At 66.6% G+C, this 17,419-nt stretch carries 19 protein-coding genes; 9 read left to right on the top strand and 10 right to left on the bottom strand.

The annotated features are described in order from the left end of the window. Nucleotides 1–22: 22 nt before the first annotated feature. The 8 genes from SSKA14_RS11970 to moaA form a co-directional block, all read right to left on the bottom strand. On the bottom strand, nt 23–1,441 hold the full coding sequence (locus SSKA14_RS11970) for a NarK family nitrate/nitrite MFS transporter (RefSeq protein ID WP_008267010.1): 1,419 nt from the start codon (nt 1,439–1,441) through the stop codon (nt 23–25). A 145-nt stretch (nt 1,442–1,586) separates the two neighbouring features. After that, nucleotides 1,587–1,952 (bottom strand): hypothetical protein, encoded by a 366-nt coding sequence (locus SSKA14_RS11965; protein ID WP_040007587.1) that lies wholly within the window; start codon nt 1,950–1,952, stop codon nt 1,587–1,589. Further along, nucleotides 1,949–2,497: a molybdenum cofactor guanylyltransferase gene (locus SSKA14_RS11960; RefSeq protein WP_040007585.1), complete on the bottom strand. Its 549-nt coding sequence runs from the start codon at nt 2,495–2,497 to the stop codon at nt 1,949–1,951. Before SSKA14_RS11960 ends, SSKA14_RS11965 begins: the two co-directional genes overlap by 4 nt. An 84-nt stretch (nt 2,498–2,581) precedes the next feature. Next, on the bottom strand, nt 2,582–3,070 hold the full coding sequence (locus tag SSKA14_RS11955; protein ID WP_008265152.1) for a molybdenum cofactor biosynthesis protein MoaE: 489 nt from the start codon (nt 3,068–3,070) through the stop codon (nt 2,582–2,584). 3 nt (nt 3,071–3,073) lie between these two features. After that, a complete protein-coding gene (locus SSKA14_RS11950) occupies nt 3,074–3,334 on the bottom strand; it encodes a MoaD/ThiS family protein (protein WP_017354494.1) in 261 nt (86 codons plus the stop codon). 2 nt (nt 3,335–3,336) lie between these two features. Next, the gene (glp, locus tag SSKA14_RS11945; RefSeq protein WP_008266253.1) at nt 3,337–4,587 is read right to left on the bottom strand and encodes a gephyrin-like molybdotransferase Glp; all 1,251 of its coding nucleotides are present in this window, start codon (nt 4,585–4,587) and stop codon (nt 3,337–3,339) included. Beyond that, on the bottom strand, nt 4,587–5,582 hold the full coding sequence (gene moaCB / locus SSKA14_RS11940) for a bifunctional molybdenum cofactor biosynthesis protein MoaC/MoaB (protein ID WP_040007581.1): 996 nt from the start codon (nt 5,580–5,582) through the stop codon (nt 4,587–4,589). The genes glp and moaCB overlap by 1 nt, the downstream gene beginning before the upstream one ends. An 8-nt stretch (nt 5,583–5,590) precedes the next feature. Beyond that, a complete protein-coding gene (gene moaA, locus SSKA14_RS11935; RefSeq protein WP_008265266.1) occupies nt 5,591–6,571 on the bottom strand; it encodes a GTP 3',8-cyclase MoaA in 981 nt (326 codons plus the stop codon). A 194-nt stretch (nt 6,572–6,765) separates the two neighbouring features. Here moaA and SSKA14_RS11930 point away from each other — a divergent pair, with 194 nt between their 5' ends. Then, nucleotides 6,766–7,170: a hypothetical protein gene (locus SSKA14_RS11930; protein WP_040007579.1), complete on the top strand. Its 405-nt coding sequence runs from the start codon at nt 6,766–6,768 to the stop codon at nt 7,168–7,170. Here SSKA14_RS11930 and SSKA14_RS11925 read toward each other — a convergent pair. Beyond that, the gene (locus tag SSKA14_RS11925) at nt 7,164–7,493 is read right to left on the bottom strand and encodes a hypothetical protein (protein ID WP_008264732.1); all 330 of its coding nucleotides are present in this window, start codon (nt 7,491–7,493) and stop codon (nt 7,164–7,166) included. The genes SSKA14_RS11930 and SSKA14_RS11925 overlap by 7 nt on opposite strands. 271 nt (nt 7,494–7,764) lie before the next feature. Between SSKA14_RS11925 and SSKA14_RS11920 the strand changes: the two genes are divergently transcribed. The 3 genes from SSKA14_RS11920 to SSKA14_RS11910 all read left to right on the top strand — a co-directional run bounded on the left by SSKA14_RS11920 (nt 7,765) and on the right by SSKA14_RS11910 (nt 9,781). Beyond that, nucleotides 7,765–8,643 carry a DUF2971 domain-containing protein gene (locus tag SSKA14_RS11920; protein ID WP_040007577.1) on the top strand — a complete coding sequence of 293 codons (879 nt, stop codon included), beginning with the start codon at nt 7,765–7,767 and terminating at the stop codon, nt 8,641–8,643. A 62-nt stretch (nt 8,644–8,705) separates the two neighbouring features. After that, nucleotides 8,706–9,233 (top strand): nuclear transport factor 2 family protein, encoded by a 528-nt coding sequence (locus SSKA14_RS11915; protein ID WP_040007574.1) that lies wholly within the window; start codon nt 8,706–8,708, stop codon nt 9,231–9,233. Nucleotides 9,234–9,388: 155 nt separating this feature from the next. Further along, nucleotides 9,389–9,781, top strand: a complete 393-nt coding sequence (locus SSKA14_RS11910; RefSeq protein ID WP_008265627.1) for a diacylglycerol kinase — start codon at nt 9,389–9,391, stop codon at nt 9,779–9,781. Between the two features lie 47 nt (nt 9,782–9,828). Here SSKA14_RS11910 and SSKA14_RS11905 read toward each other — a convergent pair whose 3' ends face one another. Beyond that, entirely contained in the window at nt 9,829–10,752 is a 924-nt protein-coding gene (locus SSKA14_RS11905; RefSeq protein ID WP_008267545.1) for a M14 family metallocarboxypeptidase, read from the bottom strand. A 144-nt stretch (nt 10,753–10,896) separates the two neighbouring features. On the opposite strand from SSKA14_RS11905, the gene SSKA14_RS11900 reads away from it, so the two are divergent. The 5 genes from SSKA14_RS11900 to SSKA14_RS11880 all read left to right on the top strand — a co-directional run bounded on the left by SSKA14_RS11900 (nt 10,897) and on the right by SSKA14_RS11880 (nt 17,404). Next, nucleotides 10,897–11,550 carry a DUF3348 family protein gene (locus SSKA14_RS11900; RefSeq protein WP_008268786.1) on the top strand — a complete coding sequence of 218 codons (654 nt, stop codon included), beginning with the start codon at nt 10,897–10,899 and terminating at the stop codon, nt 11,548–11,550. A 10-nt stretch (nt 11,551–11,560) separates the two neighbouring features. Then, nucleotides 11,561–13,825 (top strand): DUF802 domain-containing protein, encoded by a 2,265-nt coding sequence (locus SSKA14_RS11895; protein WP_008264840.1) that lies wholly within the window; start codon nt 11,561–11,563, stop codon nt 13,823–13,825. Beyond that, nucleotides 13,822–14,460: an OmpA family protein gene (locus SSKA14_RS11890; RefSeq protein WP_008268482.1), complete on the top strand. Its 639-nt coding sequence runs from the start codon at nt 13,822–13,824 to the stop codon at nt 14,458–14,460. Before SSKA14_RS11895 ends, SSKA14_RS11890 begins: the two co-directional genes overlap by 4 nt. Beyond that, nucleotides 14,450–14,818: a DUF2894 domain-containing protein gene (locus SSKA14_RS11885; RefSeq protein WP_040007572.1), complete on the top strand. Its 369-nt coding sequence runs from the start codon at nt 14,450–14,452 to the stop codon at nt 14,816–14,818. The genes SSKA14_RS11890 and SSKA14_RS11885 overlap by 11 nt, the downstream gene beginning before the upstream one ends. A gap of 267 nt (nt 14,819–15,085) precedes the next feature. After that, nucleotides 15,086–17,404 carry a TonB-dependent receptor gene (locus tag SSKA14_RS11880; RefSeq protein WP_008266346.1) on the top strand — a complete coding sequence of 773 codons (2,319 nt, stop codon included), beginning with the start codon at nt 15,086–15,088 and terminating at the stop codon, nt 17,402–17,404. Nucleotides 17,405–17,419 lie beyond the last annotated feature (15 nt).

Raw genomic sequence — 17,419 nt, 5'->3', positions numbered from 1 at the left:
GCTGCGGTGCGTTTTCAAGTTGTCAGCAGGGTGTCTCGGCACCGCGCCGGTAGTACCACCACCAGGTCACGGCCAGGCAGGTGATGTAGAAAACAACAAATCCGTACAGCGCCATGTCGGGGCTGCCGGTCAAGGTGATGGACGAGCCGTAGCTCTTGGGGATGAAGAAGCCACCATAGGCCCCGATCGCACCGGAGAAGCCGACCACCGCGGCCGACTCGATGCTGGCCTGGTGCGCGGCCGCCGCCTTGCCTTCGGCGCTGTCGTTGGCCGACCAGCGCTCGTGCAGGGTGCGGAAGATCACCGGAATCATGCGGAAGGTGGTGCCGTTGCCGATGCCACTGAGCACGAACAGCGCCATGAAGCTGAGCAGGAAGCCATGGAAGTTGCCGCCCTGGCCGTGGCTGGGCAGGAAATGCAGCACCCCGAACACGGCGGCGATCATCAGCGCGAACACCCAGAAGGTCAGGCGCGCGCCGCCCCAGCGGTCGGCCAGGCTGCCACCCACCGAGCGCATCAACGCACCCAGCAGCGGGCCGATGAAGGCGTAGGCCAGCGGGTTCACGTCCGGGAACTGGCTCTTCACCAGCATCGGGAAGCCGGCCGAGAAACCGATGTAGGAACCGAAGGTGCCGATGTACAGCCAGCACATCAGCCAGTTGTGCTTGCGGCGGAAGATCACCGCCTGCTCGGAGAACGACGAGCGCGCACTGGTCAGGTCATTCATGCCGAACCAGGCCGCAACCGCACAGATCGCGATCGCCGGCACCCAGATGAAACCCGCGTTCTGCACGAACAGCGACGCCCCGCCCTCCACCGTGGGCTGCGGCGCACCACCCAGCGCACCGAACACGCCCACGGTGATCACCAGCGGAATCACCGCCTGCGCCACCGACACACCCACATTGCCCAGGCCGGCGTTCAGGCCCAGCGCCAGGCCCTGCTTCTGCTTGGGGTAGAAGAAGGAGATGTTGGACATCGACGACGAGAAGTTCGCACCGCCAAATCCGCACAGGATGGCGATGACCACGAACACCCAGTACGGCGTGGCCGGGTCCTGCACCGCAAAGCCCAGCCAGATCGTCGGCGCCAGCAGCGAGGCGGTGGACAGCGCCGTCCAACGGCGACCACCGAAGATCGGAATCACGAACGAATAGAAGATGCGCAGGGTCGCGCCGGACAGGCTGGGCAGTGCCACCAGCCAGAACAGCTGGTCAGTGCTGAAATTGAAGCCGATCTTCGGCAGGCTGATCGACACCGCCGAGAACAGCACCCAGACCGAAAAGGCCAGCAGCAGCGAGGGAATCGAGATGACCAGGTTGCGGGTGGCGACCCGCTTGCCGGTGCGCTCCCAGTAGCCGGGGTCTTCCGGCGTCCAGTCGCTGATGACGCGACCCGGACGGGAGGTGCTGCGGACAACAGGATCGCTACCGACGGTCATACATGGCTCCAAGGCTGTGGAATGACGTGGGTACTGCGTTTCAAGTTGTGACCCGTCGTCATGCAGCCATTAGGCCGTGCAGCACGGACGACGGGGTTGATCTGGATCAATCAGGAACGGGTTTCCACCCTGCCCCTGACAAATGTCAAACCGATGAAGCCGTGCTGCGACGGGTTACCCCGCGCTGGCGCACGCTGTCGCGTACATCCACATCGAACTGGAGTTGAAGCTGGCCGCCCTCGTCCAGGGCGATGTCGAACGGCAGGCCATCACGGCACGGCAGACGTGCCGCCAGTGCCTCCACCGCATTGCGCGGCAGCACCAGGCGGCAGAAGGTGCCGCCGTCCAGCAGCACGGGCTGCTCACCGGCATGCAGCGAGACCGCCATGCCCCAGCCTTCGATGCCGCCAAAGCGGGTCGTGTTCTCGACCGATTCACCGGCCAGCAGGCGCGCCAGCTCGGCCTCGTCCAGACGAAGCCGTACCGACTGGTCCTGCAACTGCACTTTCATGACGCAACATCCTCCCATTGTTCGGGGGTATTGCAGTTGACCAGTCCGGCCTCGTCAACGGGGGCCAGGATGACGGTGTTCACGCCCAGGCGGCGCTGCAGCGCCTGCAGCGAGCGCGGGCCGTCGGGGTCATCCAGCATCGATCCCAGCGCGGCCCGGCAAGCATCGTCCATATTCAGCAACATGGGCAGGGGGTGGCCCGTAAAGATCGTGCACGGACCGTGATGGCCGTCACGCAATTGATGTAGCAGGCGCGGGGGCAGCAGCGGCGTATCCACCGGCACCACCCAGGCCGGGCCATCGGGCATGTGCGTGGCCACACCATGGAGCCCGCCCAGCGGGCCACAGCGCGCCACCTGGTCGGGGATGCCGCCGAAAGCCGGATAGTTGCCACTCACCCAGACCCGCTCGGCACCGGCCTGCAACAACAGGCCCCGCATGTGCTCCAGCAGCGTGCGCCCCTGCCATGGCAGCAACGCCTTGTCGCGGCCCATGCGGGTGGACAGGCCGCCGGCCAGCACGATGCCGTTGATCGTTCCGCTCATTGCGGTAGAGCCACGCCATGCGTGGCTGCATCGGCCGGGTGGGCCGGGAAAGCCCCATCCACGCATGGCGTGGATCTACTGGCGTCAGGGGCTGTGGCTGTGCGCATGTGCCGGCTCGCTGTCCGCATGACAGAGGCTGCAGCCCTCGCTCCACGCGCTGTCGCCGTCCTCGTAATGTTCCTGCTTCCAGATCGGGCACTGGTGCTTGACCGCTTCGATCAGCTGCCGGCAGGCACGGAAGGCCTCGTCACGGTGCGGGCTGCCGGCAGCCACCACCACCGCGACATCGCCGATCCCCAGGCGACCCCTGGCGTGCGCCACGTACAGCTTCAGTTTCGGCCCGAACGCCGCCTCCACGTCCGCGGCCAGGCGCTTGAATTCGTTCAGCACCAGCGGCTCGAACAGGTCATAGGTGATGCCGGTCACCGGCCGGCCGATATTGACGTCGCGCACCTTGCCGATGAACACATCAATGCCGCCGAAACCCGGATCGGATACTGCGGCGATGCCCTCTGCCGGATCGATCGCCGCCTGCGCGCGGTCCATCACCTTGACGATGATCTTCTCGCTCATGGCTCAGCCCCCGCTTACCGGCGGCAGGATCGCCACCCGGCCATCGTCGGGCAGTGCCTCGTGGTCACGCAGCACGCGTTGCTGGTCGGCGAATGCCGAGTAATCCAGCAGGCCAGCGCGGAACCCCGGCCAACGCACCGGCAACAGTTCGCGCAGTGCCTGGCGCAGGTCGGCCACGGTGCCACCGGCCACGTCGACCGCGATTTCGCGGCTGGCATCCAGATCGGAAAAGGCACCGAACAACTGCAGATTCACCTGTTTCATCATCACTCCTGGCTCACCAGCTGCACCGGTTCGTGGTGACCCCAGCCCTGCACGCGCACGTAGGTGCCTGCGTTGGCCAGGTCTCCCTCGGCCTCCAGCACCACCCAGGCGTTGGCCTGCAGCATCGACATCAAACGGAACGATTCCTGCCCGGACAGCACGCGCGCACTCAGGCGCCCCTGCCCGTCCACTTCCACCCGCGCACGCGCGTGGAAGCGCAGGCCTGGCGGCTTGCGCACGTCGGCCTGCAACGGCAGCTGCAATACGGTCTCCGGTGCCAGCCCCAGCAGGCGGCGCAGCACCGGCTCCACGAAGAAGCGTTGGCCGACGGCGGCCGAGACCGGGTTGCCGGGCAGGCCGAAGTACAGCGCGCCATTGGGCAGCACCGCGAACAGCAGCGGCTTGCCCGGGCGGATCGCTACTTTGTGGAACACGATGCGCGCACCGCGGCCACGCAGCGCATCGGGAACGAAATCGTAGCGGCCGGCCGACACCGCACCGGTACTGATCAGCAGTTGTGCACCCGCAGCCAGCGCTCGATCCAGCACCGCATTGAACGCGGCCACGTCATCGCCCACCGTGCCCTGCCAGACCACCTCGGCGCCGGCCGCCTGCAGGCGACCCACCAGATACGGCCGGTTGCTGTCACGGATCTGGCCCGACTCCAGCGTCTGCGCCGCCTCGGTCACCAGCTCCTTGCCGGTGGCGATCACAGCGGCCTTCGGCCGTGCCACCACCGCCACCTCGCCCACGCCGATGGCGTGCAGCAGGGTGCAGGCGTTGATATCCAGCACCTGCCCGGCCTGCAGTACGCGCTCGCCGTCGCGCACATCCTGGCCGCGCAGGCGCACGTGCTGGCCCGGCTTCACTGGTGCCTTGAGGGCGATGCGGGTCGGGCGTCCTTCCTCGCTGGCAAGGATGTCCACGCTCTCGACCGGTACCACTGTGTCCAGCCCGGACGGCATGCGCGCGCCGGTCATGATTTCCCAGGCGCCCTCGCCGCCCTCGGCACCGGCATCACCGGCGGCCTGCCAGCCCTGTATCGCGAATTCAGTACCCGCGTCGAACGCAGCACCGTTGGCGCGCAGCGCGAAGCCGTCCATCGCCGAGTTGTCGAACGGCGGCAACGACTGCCCGCTGTGAATATCGCTGGCCAGGGTACGACCGCCGGCCTCATGCAGTGGCAGGCGCTCGGCCGGCAGCGGCATGGCCGCGTCCAGCAGGTGCTGCAAGGCTTCGCTGTAGGCAATCATCAGTGGCCACCGCCGTCGATCATCGCCAGCGCGTGGCCCAGCACCGGCGCCAGGATGTCCAGGCACTGTGCCGCCGCCTTCGGGCTGCCCGGCAGCGCGAACACCAGCATGCCGCCCAGCTGCACCACCTCGGCCCGGCTCAGCCACGCCATCGGCGTGTGCTGCGCGCTCAGCGCCCGCACCATCTGTGCCAGGCCATGCACCGGCCGCGCATTCAAGGAGCGCAGCGCCTCCGGGGTCAGGTCACGCGGGCCAAGCCCGGTACCGCCAGTGCACAGGCACAGGCGCACACCGTCGGCGGCCAGCGCCTGCAGCCGGCCGGCCAACGGCTCGATACCATCGGGCAGCACCTCGGCTGCCACAACCTCGCCGCCCAGCTTTTTCACGCCGGTCACCAGGGTCGGACCAGAAATGTCTTCATAGGTGCCGTCGCTGGCGCGATCACTCAGCGTGATCACCGCGCAGGTCGCACCCTCCAGGCCCTTCGGTGCACGCGGCTTGAAGCGCGCGCGCTCGGCCTCGTCCATGCCATCGGGATGCAGCCATACACCGCGCTTGCCGCCTTCCTTGAACAACAGGCGGATGCCTTCGATGCGCAGCGCCGGTTCCACCGGCTTGCTCAGGTCGTACAGGGTCAACAGCGCCGCGTTGACGCCGGCCAGTGCCTCCATCTCCACGCCGGTGCGCGCCTCGCTGGCACACTCGCACCACACGCGGATCGCCTGCCGTTCCGGTACCGGCGCGCAGAACACCTGCACCAGCTCCAGCGGCAACGGGTGGCACAGCGGCATCAGCATCGAGGCCATCTTGGCGCCCTGCAGGCCGGCAATCTCGGCCATCACCAGCGCATCGCCCTTGGGCAGGCGGCGCTCGACAATCAGCGGATAGGCCACCGGGCCGGCATGCAGCTCGCCCACCGCCACCGCACGGCGGCGGGTGATGCGCTTGTCGCGGACATCGGCCATATGGAAGGCCGCATTCAATTCCCCACTCATCGTGTTGCTCATCCTCCGATGGAGGCCAGGTGCGGGGTCAACCCGGTCTGGCCCTGGTGCAGGCCATGCCCGGCCGCTTTCAGGCCAAGCTGGGTGGTGATGCGCGCCAGCAGCGCGTCATGGTCATCGTCGCTCTGCAGCAGCGGGCGCAGCGGCACGCCGAACTCGCCGAACAGGCACAGCCGCAGGTCGCCCTTGGCGGTCACCCGCAGGCGGTTGCAGCCCTTGCAGAAGTCACGCGAATACGGCGCGATGATGCCGATGCTGCCGCGATGGTCGGGGTGGCCGAACTCGCGCGCCGGACCGGCATCGGCCGCGCGCGGGCGCTCATGCCAGCCAGCGGCCAGCAGCTGCTCGATCACCACGTCGGCACGCAGGTGGTGGCGCTGGAAATAGGCTTCGTTGTCGCCGGTGCGCATCAGTTCGATGAAGCGCACGCTGAAGGGGCGGTCACGCAGGTAGTCCATCCACTGCGGCAGCTCGTCGTCGTTCAGGCCGCGCAGCAGCACCGCATTGAGCTTGATTGCCGGCAGGCCCAGTGCCTGCGCCAGGGCCAGGCCCTGCTCGATCTCCGGCAGGCGGTCGTGCCCGGTAATGGTCCTGAAGCGCTCGCGCTGCAGGCTGTCCATGCTTACGTTCAGCGCGGTCAGCCCCGCCCGGTGCCAGCCCGGCAGGCGCCGCGGCAGCAGCGTGCCGTTGGTGGTGATGGCGACCTTGCGGATACCCGGCACCGCCGCCACGGTGGCGATGATCTCGTCCAGGTCCTTGCGCAGGCTGGGCTCGCCGCCGGTCAGGCGGATCTTGCTCATGCCCAGCGCGGCGAACGCGCGTACCAGCCGCGCGATTTCATCCACCTGCAGGAAGCGCGGGCGGCCATCGGCCTGGTAACCATCGGGCAGGCAATAGCTGCAACGGAAGTTGCAGGCTTCGGTCAACGACAGGCGCAGGTACGGAAAGCTGCGTCCGAAACCGTCGGTGAGTTGGCTCATGGCTGGTCCACCTTGTTGCTCCACCGTCTTGCCTGTGCCCGGAACGGCCCGGAAACCCTCGTCTGCTGGAACGATTGCCAGAGTACGCGGCCATCAGTTCCATGGGCATGACTTAAATCAATCGTCTTCGGCCCCGCGCGGCAGGCGTTGTGGCAGCATGCGGCTTTCCGTGCAGCGGGCGTGTGACAACCCTCATGATGATGAACGATTTCCAGCAGCTGCTGCACGCCGCAGGCCAGCAGGCTGAACCGCAACGCTTGCTGTTCGTATTCGTGCGCGCCGAGCTGCCCGAGTCGCCCACCGACGACCAGCGCGACCGGCATGACCGCCGCGAGGGCGGCACCCTGTCGCCGGTGCTGTGCGTGGACAAGCTGCCCACCGAAGTACCCAGCTTCCAGGCGCTGGCGGCTGAATCGACCACCACCGGCATCGGCTGGGACCTGGTGTTCGTGGCCGCGCTGGACGGCCGCGCCGGGTTCGCCCCCAACAGTGATGAGGCCGCGCGCCCACTGAAACTGATGGTCAATGCCATCCATGACGGTCAGATCGGCCGCTTCGCCGCCTTCGACCGGGGCGGCGAGCCTGTTCAGTTCTATTGACCCACCAGCTGCAGGGTCAGGAAGAAGATCACCAGTACGGTGTTCAGGCCCCAGGCCACGGTCAACCCGCGCGCGGCCACGCCCAGGTTGGGATTGTGCGCGCTGGGCGCCGCCCGCCAGACCGCCGGGATGATCCAGCCGGTATAGAGCAGCAGGGCGGCAAAAACCCCCAGCAGCAGCGGCGTGCGCCCGTTGGCCAACGCCCAGAGGGCCACGGCCCACAGAATGTTGCTGGGAATGACGCCCTGCAGCCAGAACACGCTCCAGAGGCGGGAACGGCCCGGGGTGTCGGGCGCCGGGTGCAGGGAAGCGGTGGCGGTCATAAGTCTCCTTCTGGTTAGGAAACGTGCTGGGGCAGCCTGCGCTTGGCGGATGGGAACGTCAACCCGTGTCGTGCATCACGCTTTGGCGTCTGATGGCGGAATGGTACGGACCTAGCCGGCGCTGGCCGACTGCGACCAGTGCGCGAGCTGGACCGCAACACGACCGCTGCCACGCCCCGGAACACCTTGAGCATCCGGGTACTACACTGCTGCAGCGCGCATATGCAGGGCGCATACTTCTCTTCTCGTGCAAACAGGAATCCACTCGATCATGGAAGAAGCCTCCATCCAGCACGGCATTACGGTGCCTCCGCTCTACAAATTTGTGGGTGCAGAGCGACTTGTTTCGATTCTGAAGAATCCCTCGCTTCGATTCACCCAACCCCCGCTACTCAATGATCCTTATGAGTGCCATCTGACATTGGACAAGAAGGAGGTCATGCGGGACTTCCGAGCGTACTGGAGAGTGTGCAATCCAGCGATGGAAGATGCCGAACTGGACGTGCGCATGCAGGCGATGGAGGCCGAGCGTCTGTCCGATGAACTTCTTCGGTATCGCGACTTCAGGAACAACCTTGGGGTCGTTTCGCTTTCGGAGGACCCGCTGAATCTTCTGATGTGGTCGCACTACGGGGATGAGCACCGTGGCGCGGCCATCGAGCTTGACTGGACCCACACCGATCTCAGACCGGGTTCAACGGGCGGATCCACCTACTCGGATCTGGTCAAGGTCGATTACAGAGAAGACAAGGTTTGCGGGCGCCCGGACCCGGACACGATCATCAAGGTTCTCTCCACCAAATCGCCGCATTGGAGCTATGAACGTGAGTGGCGTCTGATCCGTACTCTCAACCTCACGCGCAAGGTCCAGGGCAACGTGCATGTCGTTGATTTCGATCTGTCTGCGATCAAGTCCATTCATCTGGGAGCGAATTTCAAGGCCCATCTCCTGCCTGAAATCAGGAGGCTCTGCGATGAGCAGGATGGCGGACACATACAGTTTCTCAAGGTTGCCGTCTCCCCCCACAGATTCCAACTGCGGGCATCCACCTTGGAGGCGCATGGTTGGGCACTGCTTCATCGCGAGCACCATTTTGGAGATGCAGCACCGGAAGCACTCGCCTGCCTTCCGATGGAGGGCGACATCTGATGACGGGACGGCCCTCAATCGGCAAGACGCGGCGCTGAACCCTCCAGCCTCAGGATCCGGACATGCCCAGCAAAGCAACATCCGCCACTGCCCTCGCCCTCCTGCTTTCAGTTGTTTTGCCAGCCCACGCCGCGCAGAACGCAGCGGCCGACATCAAGGCCATCGAACAGGTCGTCGAATCGTTCCGCATTTCGCTGATCAACAAGGACAAGCCGACCTACATGAGCCTGTTCTTTTCGGACAAAGCGGAAGACATCGGTTGGCAGTACGTGTCGGAAGACGTGCGCCTGCAGGACATCCGCAAGGCCAAGCCCGATGCGATCAAGGCGCGGAAGATTCCCGCCAATAATTTCATCGCACTGATCGATGGAGTCGTTGCGTCGTCGAAGCCGAAGGAGGAGACGTTCTCCAACACGAAGATCGATACCGATGGCGATGTGGCCTCAGTGTCGTTTGACTACAGCTTCCACGACGACGGGGAGAAGACCAACTGGGGCAAGGAGACGTGGCAGCTGATCCGCACCGAACAGGGCTGGAAGATCTTCTCGGTGATCTATTCGATCCGCGATTCACGCAGCCCGGCGGAGTGAATCGCCGGCAGCCGCGCCCGGCTATTCCAGCGTAGCTGGGTGGCTCGGCCCTTCGCAGTACTACGCCGGCTGAGCGCAATGCTAACGAGGGTCCGACGCTTTCCCGACGCTGGCCTGCACATCCTGTCGTGAGGTCAATTCATGGCAGGACCGGCATGCAGCCACCTCACCCCAGGGACAGCGGCAAGTATCCACATGGCAAGACCGGCCTCCGCCGCATCTTCCACACGCTGATCCATTCACGCGACGGCTTCATCGCCACCTTCCGGGGCGAAGCCGCCTTCCGGCAGTTGCTGCTGTTGCATGCGCTGCTGATGGTCGCGGCGTTCGTGCTGGACATCAGCACGATCGAACGGGCCGTGGTGCTGGCCGTCTGCTTCATCAGCCTGCTGGTGGAGCTGCTCAACTCGGCCATCGAAGCGGTGGTCGACCGCATCTCACTTGACCACCACCCGCTGTCCAAGAACGCCAAGGACATGGGCAGCGCTGCCCAGACCACCGCGCTGCTGATGGTTGGCACGGTGTGGGGCGTGATCCTGCTGGGTTAGCCTTCCAATCCGCCGGGCATGACCCGGCGCCGCCCCGCGCTGATGCGTTACTGCGTGGCCAGGGCGAAATCCAGGCCCGCACACACCGCCGCCACCTGGGCGTCGTTGCATTCCTGCGGGTTGGTACGCGGGCTGTCAGGGTAGACCTCGGTGGTGGTGGCAAAGCGCGCATCGGTGAAGCCGGCGCAGGCGCCGATCGAGCGCGACTCGCCCCAGACCACGCCCGGCGACTGCAGCGGCAGGCCGACCAGGTTGCCTTCGGCATCGGCCGGGGCGATATGGGTGACCGGCGCAACCGCGGTGATCAATGCCTTCTGGAACTCGGCCTGCGGATCTTCACTGTTGCCGATCACGTAGAAGCCGTCCGGAATGGTGTCGCGCTCGAACGGCTTGCCGTCGCGGGCGCAGCGGGCCGGATCGAACTCCTGCAGGTCGCTGTCCGTGGTCTCGTGCAGGTCCAGGTGCACCAGCAGGTTCGGCTTGCGCTCGGCCACCCAGCGCATCAGCGCGGCGGCTTCTTCGATCAGGCCACCGTCACGGAAGCTGCGGTTCGGATCGATCGCATCAGGGTTCCAGCGCTGGATGCGCTCGTAGCCCCACGGGCTGACGCATGGCGCCACGATCAGGTTCAGCCGGCCCAGGTAACGCTCGGCCTGCTGCTCCAGGAACTGCAGGGCACCATGCACGCCGCTGGTCTCGTAGCCATGCACGCCGCCGGTGATCAGCGCGGTCGGCAGTGCCGGGTTCCAGTCATGGTTGACCACCGCGAACAGCGGATAGTGGTCCGGAGCGTAGTCCAGCTGGCCGTACTGGATCACATCGAAGATGCTGTCATCCAGCCGCTCGAGGGCGGCCACCACGTCGTCGTGGTAGCTGCGCTGGCGCTGCTGGCGGGCCCGCCACTGTGCGCGTTCGGCGTCGCCCCAGGGCTGTCCGGGGGTGCCGATCGGGTAGAACTGCGCAACAGTCATTGGGTAACTCCAGGGTCGAACGGGTGGGTGCAGCCGGACATTCTAAGCCTTGTCGCGCCTGCGGGCCCCCTTCCCCGGCCCCGCCTTCATCCAGCCGGGGTCATCTGGTTGTAAAATCAACGGTTTTTGGCCCCTCACCCCTTGATGGCGAACGCAGCGCAGCCGGTCCTGGGTGGACCGGAATTCCTCCGCCTGCTCGCCCGTCTCAGCGACGGCGCGATGCCGGCCAGCAGTCCCGCCCTGACCGACCGCCTCGGCCAGTGGGTGGACTGGAGCCGTGCCGTGGCCCTGTCCGGGGCGCTCGGCGGACGCCTGCCCGAGCCGGGTGAGGCCGCCGAAGCGGCCGAGGACGTACTGGCCGACTGCGCCCACGCCCACGCCAGCCTGCTGGCCTCGATCCGCGAGGATGCCGAGGCCGAGCGCCTGCTCGACCTGGCCGAAGCCGCAGCCGCGCCCAACTTCGCCTCGCTGCGCCAGCGTTACCGGGTGCTGCAGCAGGCCATCCAGACCGCCACCGGGCGCCTGCGCGGCCGTCTGCGCGACCAGCTGGTACAGGTTTCGCCGGCACTGGCACGGCTGGCCGAGGTCGATGCGGTGATGGAACAGACCCTCACCCCGCGCGAGCACAGCCTGCTGGCCACCGCGCCGGCGGTGCTCGGCGCCCGTTTTGAGCGCGTGCACGGCCAGCCGGGCTGGCGCGCAGCCTTCCGCCATGACATGCGCACCCTGCTGCTCGCCGAGCTGCAGCTGCGCTTCCACCCGATCGAAGGGCTGCAAGACGCCCTGCGCTCCCACTGACCGGAACACCATGTCCAGAACTGCTTTCCATGTCGTTGTTTTCCTTGTCGGCCTGCTGGCCGTGTGCTGGATCGGCATTGGCTACGTTTCGGTGCATCCGTTGGGGGCAGCGGTGGCCGCGATCATCGCCGCCTGCTACATCGCCGGTGGCGTGGAGCTGTACCGCTACCGCCAGGCCAGCAACGGCCTGCGCACTGCGCTGAACGACCTGTCCAGCGCGAAGGGAAGCCTGGCCCCGTGGCTGGAGCGCGTGCCGGTGGGCCTGCGCAACGCGGTGCGCCTGCGCGTGGAAGGCGAGCGCACCGCCCTGCCTGCGCCGGTGCTGACCCCGTACCTGGTCGGCCTGCTGGTGCTGCTGGGCATGCTCGGCACCCTGCTGGGCATGATGGATACCCTGCGCGGCACCGGCCTTGCGCTGCAGAGCGCGACCGACATGGCCGCCATCCGTGGCTCGCTGGCCTCGCCGGTGCAGGGCCTGGCGGTGGCGTTCGGCACCTCGATCGCCGGTGTTGCCAGTTCGGCCATGCTTGGCCTGCTGGCTGCCCTGCTGCGTCGTGACCGCCTGCAGGCCGTGCAGCAGCTGGACCGTGCCATTGCCGGTGACCTGCACCCGTACTCGCAGGCCTGGCAGCGCGCCGAATCGCTGCGCCTGCTGCAGGCGCAGTCCGCTGCGTTGCCGGCACTGGTCGACCGCCTGCAGGCGATGACCAACAGCTTTGAGCAGCACAGCACCGCCGCCAATGAGCGCCTGCTGGCCGGCCAGGCCGAGTTCCTGACCCAGAGCCAGGCCCTGCAGGAACGCCTGGCCGTCTCGCTGCAGCAGTCGCTGCGCGAAGGCGCCGAAGCCAGCGCCGCCGCCATCGGTGGCGCGCTGCAGCCGATGGCCGAGACCACCCTGGCCGGCCTGGCCCAGCATGGCCAGGCGCTGCATGCCCGTGTCGAGCAGGCGGTGCAGCAGCAGCTGGCCGGTCTCAGCGACGGTTTCGAGCGCAGCCGCGTCGCTACCGAAGCCAGCTGGGCCAAGGTGGTCAGCGAGCAGACCCAGGCACAACAGGCGCTGGTGAGCGATCTGCGCCAGCACCTGCAGGCCTTCAGTGAGGGCCAAAGCGCACAGGCGGAAGCGGTGGTCACGCGTATCGGCGAACGCTTGCAGGCCGATGCCAGCAGCAATACCGACGCCTGGCGTGCCGCTGCCGAACAGCAGCAGGCACTGAATACCGCGCTGGTCGAACGCCAGCAGCAGGCGTTGCTGGCCGCCAGCGAGCAACTGGATGCGCGCGCCGAGGCACTGCTGCAGGCACTGGAACAGCGCCATGCTGCCAGCCAGTCCTTGCTGCAGGAGCACGAAAACCAGCGTTCGCAGGATTGGCAGGCCGCGCAGGCCACCACCGCCACCGCGCACGCCGAACTGCAGGCCAGCCTGGACAGCCGCGAGCAGCAGCGGCAGGCGCGTTGGGATGCGGCCAGTGCCGAACTGCGGCAGGCGCACACCACGCTGCAAGCGCAATTGCAGGCCGGTGACGAACAGCGCCTGCAGCGCTGGAGCGATGCCCTGCAGCACGTCTCCACGGATCTGGCCGAGCGCCTGCAGGCCAACGGCGAACGCCTGGCCGCGCAGCAGCAGCAGGTCTGTGACACGCTGGCCGAGACCGCGCAGCAGATCGGCGAGAACGGTCGCGCCCAGGCCAGCGCCACGCTCGCCGAAGTCTCCACCCTGCTGCAGACCGCCGCCGCCGCGCCCAAGGCCGCGGCCGACGTCATCAACGAGTTGCGCAGCACGCTCTCCGAGAGCCTGGTGCGCGACAACGCGATGCTGGAAGAACGCGGCCGCCTGCTGGCCACCGTGCAGACCCTGCTGGATGCGATCAACCATGCTTCTCACGAGCAGCGCACCGCAGTGGACGCACTGGTGGGCGGCTCGGCCGAGCTGCTGGAACGCGTCGGCAACCGCTTCACCGACCATATCGCCGCCGAGACCGGCAAGCTGGATGGCATTGCAGCAGCCCTCAGCGGCAGCGCGGGTGACGTTGGCCAGTTGGCTGGCAGCTTCGGTGAGGCCGTCGCGCAGTTCGGCAGTGCCTCCAGCGAGTTGTCCGGCCGGCTGGAACAGATTGGCGGTGCACTGGATGCCTCGCTGGCACGTAGCGACGAGCAGCTGGCCTACTACGTGGCGCAGGCGCGCGAGGTGGTCGACCTCAGCCTGCTGTCGCAGAAGCAGGTGATGGAAGAACTGCAACAGCTGGCCACGCGCCGCGGCAAGGCCGGCAGCGCATGAGTGACGAACTGGAGGTCGACGGCGGTTCGCACGCCCCGATCTGGGCCGCCTTCGGTGACCTGATGTCGGTACTGCTGGGCGCGTTCGTGCTGATCCTGGTCGGCGTGGTGGCGGTGCAGTTGGAGCTGTCGCAACGGCTGGACCAGGAAGTGAAGCAGCGCCAGGCCGAAGCCAAGCGCCTGCAGACGCTGGAACAGGCGCTGGCCGGCCCGTTGGCGGCCGGCCGCGTGACTCTGATCGATGGCCGCATTGGCATCAGTGGCAGCGTGCTGTTCGCCCTGAACTCGGACCAGTTGCAGCCAGAAGGCCAGGAGCTGCTGCGCAGCCTCGCTGCGCCGCTGGCCGCCTATCTGGGCAGCCGCGAAGAAATCCTGATGGTCAGCGGCTTCACCGATGACGCGCCGGTGCGTGAGGGCAACCGTCGTTTCGCCGACAACTGGGAGCTGTCCGCACAGCGTTCGTTGACCGTGACCCGCACCCTGATTGCCGACGGCGTGCCCGCCGATGCCGTGTTCGCCGCCGCGTTCGGCAGCGAGCAGCCGGTCAGCTCCAATGCCAGCGAGGACGGCCGTGCGCGCAACCGGCGCGTGGAAATCGCGCCGATTCCCAAGCCCAAGGCCCCGGATGCCAAGTAAGCCGCCCGCACTGGAGGGACTGCGCGCACTGGTGCGCGACCTCGATGCGGGGTCGCGCTCGCTGCCGCATTACCCGCAGGTCCCGATGCTGGCGCAGGTGCAGCGCGAGTGGTCGGAACTGCGCAGCGAACTGCAGGTGCGTCGCTCGCTGCGCACCGAGGCCCCGGCCGACGGCGGCCCGCTGAACTCGGCGGTACTGGTGCAACGCATGCTGGACACGATGCAGTCGACCAGCCCCGTCTACCTGCGCCATTTCATCGATTATGTGGATACGTTGTCGTGGCTGCAGGCGCTGCAGGATGGTGCCGCCAGCGGCAGCGAAACGGCAAAGCCGAAGCGCACGCGCAAGCCGCGCTGAACACCCATTGGTAGTGCCGGCCGCTGGCCGGCAATTGATTGATAGCCGCAGGTTCATCGGGCTGCCGGCCAGCGGCCGGCACTACCCACCCCGCAGAGCACCTCACAACAACTGAACATGTCACCAGACAGTCATCTGTCTAGCGCACCATTTTCACGTTGACCCACGGCGCCTGCAGCGCCACCGGTCGCATCGGTTGTCTCCCCTTTTGAACTCCATGAGCTCCGCGCCCGTGCGGCGGCTCGTGCCTGCCTGAGTGTCCGCAACATGACAAAGACTTTGTTGGCCGCTGCGCTGTCGATCGCGCTCGCTCCCGCGGCCTGGGCGCAGGATGCTGCCCCGACCTCCAGCACGCCTTCCGCCACCAACCTCGATGCGGTCTCGGTGATCGGCAGCGGTGAAGCCCGCCAGGTGCAGCGCATCACCCGCGAGAACCTCGACATCCTGCCGCCGGGCACCAGCCTGCAGAAGACCCTGAACCTGCTGCCGGGCGTCAACGCCCAGTCGGCCGATGCGCTGGGCACCAACGAGCAGTCGATGACACTGAGCCTTCGCGGCTTCAACTCCACCCGCCTCGGCTACACGCTCGATGGCGTGCCGCTGGGCGATGGCGCGTACAACAACTACAACGGCCTGACCATCAACCGTGCGCTGATCAGCGAGAACATGGCCGGTGCGGAACTGGCGGTGGGTATCGGCAGCCTCGGTACGCCGTCCACCAGCAACCTCGGCGGCACGATTTCCTATACCTCCGACCGCCCGGCCCAGGAACTCGGCGGCCGCGTGGTGCAGACCTTCGGCAGCGATGCCAACCGCCGCACCTTCGTGCGCGTGGACAGCGGCGAGTACAACGGTTTCTCCGGCTACGTCTCCGGGATGAATGCCGTCTCCGATCTATGGAACGACCAGACCGCCTACAACAAATCCACCACCAAGCAGTTCAATGCCAAGGGCGTGTGGAACTTCGGCCGCGGCCAGATCACCGGTTTCGTCGATACCTCGCGCACCACCCAGGCCGACTACTTCTACCTGTCCAAGGACGAGATGTCGCGTGGCCTCGGTTGGGACTGGGGCGGCTACGCGCCGGACTGGAACAAGGCCGTGGCCAAGGCCTACTGCAACACGGCCAGTTTCAACGCGAAGAAGTGCGACAGCAGCGGCCCGGACAAGGACGCCGACGGTGCCTTCACCGCCGGGCAGATCCTGCGTGACGACAACCTGTACTACCTCGCCGGTGACTTCTTCCTCGCCGATGGCTTCAGCCTGCGCGCCCTGGCCTACCACCATGATGACCGCGGCGAAGGCCACAACTGGAACAGCGGTGCGTGGTCGAACAAGGGCACCGCGCAGGAGATTCCGATCATCTTCCGCAATACCATCTACACCATCGACCGCGACGGCGGCACGCTGTCCTTCGACTGGGAGCTGGGCGCGCACCGCATCGAAGGCGGCGTCTGGTACGAGCGCAACACCAGCAGCGCCGAGCGCTACCAGACCGCGGTGGACGGTCCGCGTGACCTGAGCGGCATGAACACCCTGCCCTCCGATGTCGGCGTGTTCGCCCAACGCACCCGCTGGAAGACCCATCAGTTCTTCCTGAAGGACACCTGGCGCCTGCTCGACGACCGCCTGACCCTGGAGTTCGGCGCCAAGAGCCCACACGCCACCTCCGATGCGCAGGCACTGCCCGGCGACGCGAAGACGCCGATCTCGCCGACCTCGAACAACCAGTTCGCCACCGGTTCGTTGAAGGCCAGCAAGAATTTCCTGCCCAGCATCGGTGCCAACTTCCGCCTGGCCGAGCACCACGAGATCTTCGCCAGCTATGCCGAGAACATCGCCATGTTCCAGGGTGGCTTCAAGCTCGGTCCGCAGGCGGTCAGCCAGGCGACCTGGAACGCGCAGGGCAACCTGAAGCCGGAAGAGTCGCGCTCCGTGGAAGCCGGCTACCGTTTCGTCACCGACACCCTGCAGGCCTCGGTCGCGGCCTACAGCGTGCGCTTCGACAACCGCCTGCTGCAGTACAACCCCTGTGATTCGCGGCAGCCGGTCGGCCCGACCTGCGGCAACCGCTTCTACAACGTCGGCGGCGTCGACAGCCGTGGTGCCGAGCTGACCGTGCTGTGGACCCCGAATGCACACTTCAGCTGGTACACCTCGGCCTCGCTGAACCGCTCGACCTATGCCTCCAACTACGTGCAGGCCGGCGTCGAGCAGCAGATCAAGGGCAAGATCCAGACCGATACGCCGAAGCAGCTGCTGGCCACCGAGATCACCTGGCGTGACAACGGCTGGTTTGCCAGCCTGCGTGGCAAGTACACCGGCGAGCGCTTCTACACCTACACCAACGACCAGGGCTTCGGTGGCTTCACCGTGTTCGACCTGGCCGGTGGCTATGACTTCGGCCAGATCGGTTTCGCCAAGGGCATGCGCCTGTCATTCAACGTGACCAACCTGACCAACAAGCGTTACGCCAGCAACCTGGATTCGAGCGTGTTCGCGCCCAGCGATCCGGCCGGCAAGCTGTACGTGTTCCATGCCTCGGCACCGCGCCAGGTGTTCGGTACGATCGACCTTCGCTTCTGATCGACCGCCCGGAGT

The organism is Stenotrophomonas sp. SKA14 (genome assembly GCF_000158575.1).
Classification (GTDB): domain Bacteria; phylum Pseudomonadota; class Gammaproteobacteria; order Xanthomonadales; family Xanthomonadaceae; genus Stenotrophomonas; species Stenotrophomonas forensis.
Note: the sequence above shows the minus strand (reverse complement) of the source record. Positions and strands in the feature narration are given on the sequence as shown.

Excerpts from the sequence above, each read along its gene's own strand:
- SSKA14_RS11915 (WP_040007574.1), top strand. The coding sequence starts at position 8,706 with ATGCCCAGCAAAGCAACATCCGCCACTGCCCTCGCCCTCCTGCTTTCA.
- SSKA14_RS11880 (WP_008266346.1), top strand. The coding sequence starts at position 15,086 with ATGACAAAGACTTTGTTGGCCGCTGCGCTGTCGATCGCGCTCGCTCCC.
- SSKA14_RS11885 (WP_040007572.1), top strand. The coding sequence starts at position 14,450 with ATGCCAAGTAAGCCGCCCGCACTGGAGGGACTGCGCGCACTGGTGCGC.
- SSKA14_RS11895 (WP_008264840.1), top strand. The coding sequence starts at position 11,561 with ATGTCCAGAACTGCTTTCCATGTCGTTGTTTTCCTTGTCGGCCTGCTG.
- SSKA14_RS11900 (WP_008268786.1), top strand. The coding sequence starts at position 10,897 with ATGGCGAACGCAGCGCAGCCGGTCCTGGGTGGACCGGAATTCCTCCGC.
- SSKA14_RS11920 (WP_040007577.1), top strand. The coding sequence starts at position 7,765 with ATGGAAGAAGCCTCCATCCAGCACGGCATTACGGTGCCTCCGCTCTAC.
- SSKA14_RS11905 (WP_008267545.1), bottom strand. The coding sequence starts at position 10,752 with ATGACTGTTGCGCAGTTCTACCCGATCGGCACCCCCGGACAGCCCTGG.
- SSKA14_RS11965 (WP_040007587.1), bottom strand. The coding sequence starts at position 1,952 with ATGAAAGTGCAGTTGCAGGACCAGTCGGTACGGCTTCGTCTGGACGAG.
- glp (WP_008266253.1), bottom strand. The coding sequence starts at position 4,587 with ATGATTGCCTACAGCGAAGCCTTGCAGCACCTGCTGGACGCGGCCATG.
- SSKA14_RS11960 (WP_040007585.1), bottom strand. The coding sequence starts at position 2,497 with ATGAGCGGAACGATCAACGGCATCGTGCTGGCCGGCGGCCTGTCCACC.
- SSKA14_RS11950 (WP_017354494.1), bottom strand. The coding sequence starts at position 3,334 with ATGAAACAGGTGAATCTGCAGTTGTTCGGTGCCTTTTCCGATCTGGAT.
- SSKA14_RS11970 (WP_008267010.1), bottom strand. The coding sequence starts at position 1,441 with ATGACCGTCGGTAGCGATCCTGTTGTCCGCAGCACCTCCCGTCCGGGT.
- SSKA14_RS11930 (WP_040007579.1), top strand. The coding sequence starts at position 6,766 with ATGATGATGAACGATTTCCAGCAGCTGCTGCACGCCGCAGGCCAGCAG.
- SSKA14_RS11910 (WP_008265627.1), top strand. The coding sequence starts at position 9,389 with ATGCAGCCACCTCACCCCAGGGACAGCGGCAAGTATCCACATGGCAAG.
- moaA (WP_008265266.1), bottom strand. The coding sequence starts at position 6,571 with ATGAGCCAACTCACCGACGGTTTCGGACGCAGCTTTCCGTACCTGCGC.
- SSKA14_RS11890 (WP_008268482.1), top strand. The coding sequence starts at position 13,822 with ATGAGTGACGAACTGGAGGTCGACGGCGGTTCGCACGCCCCGATCTGG.
- SSKA14_RS11925 (WP_008264732.1), bottom strand. The coding sequence starts at position 7,493 with ATGACCGCCACCGCTTCCCTGCACCCGGCGCCCGACACCCCGGGCCGT.
- moaCB (WP_040007581.1), bottom strand. The coding sequence starts at position 5,582 with ATGAGTGGGGAATTGAATGCGGCCTTCCATATGGCCGATGTCCGCGAC.
- SSKA14_RS11955 (WP_008265152.1), bottom strand. The coding sequence starts at position 3,070 with ATGAGCGAGAAGATCATCGTCAAGGTGATGGACCGCGCGCAGGCGGCG.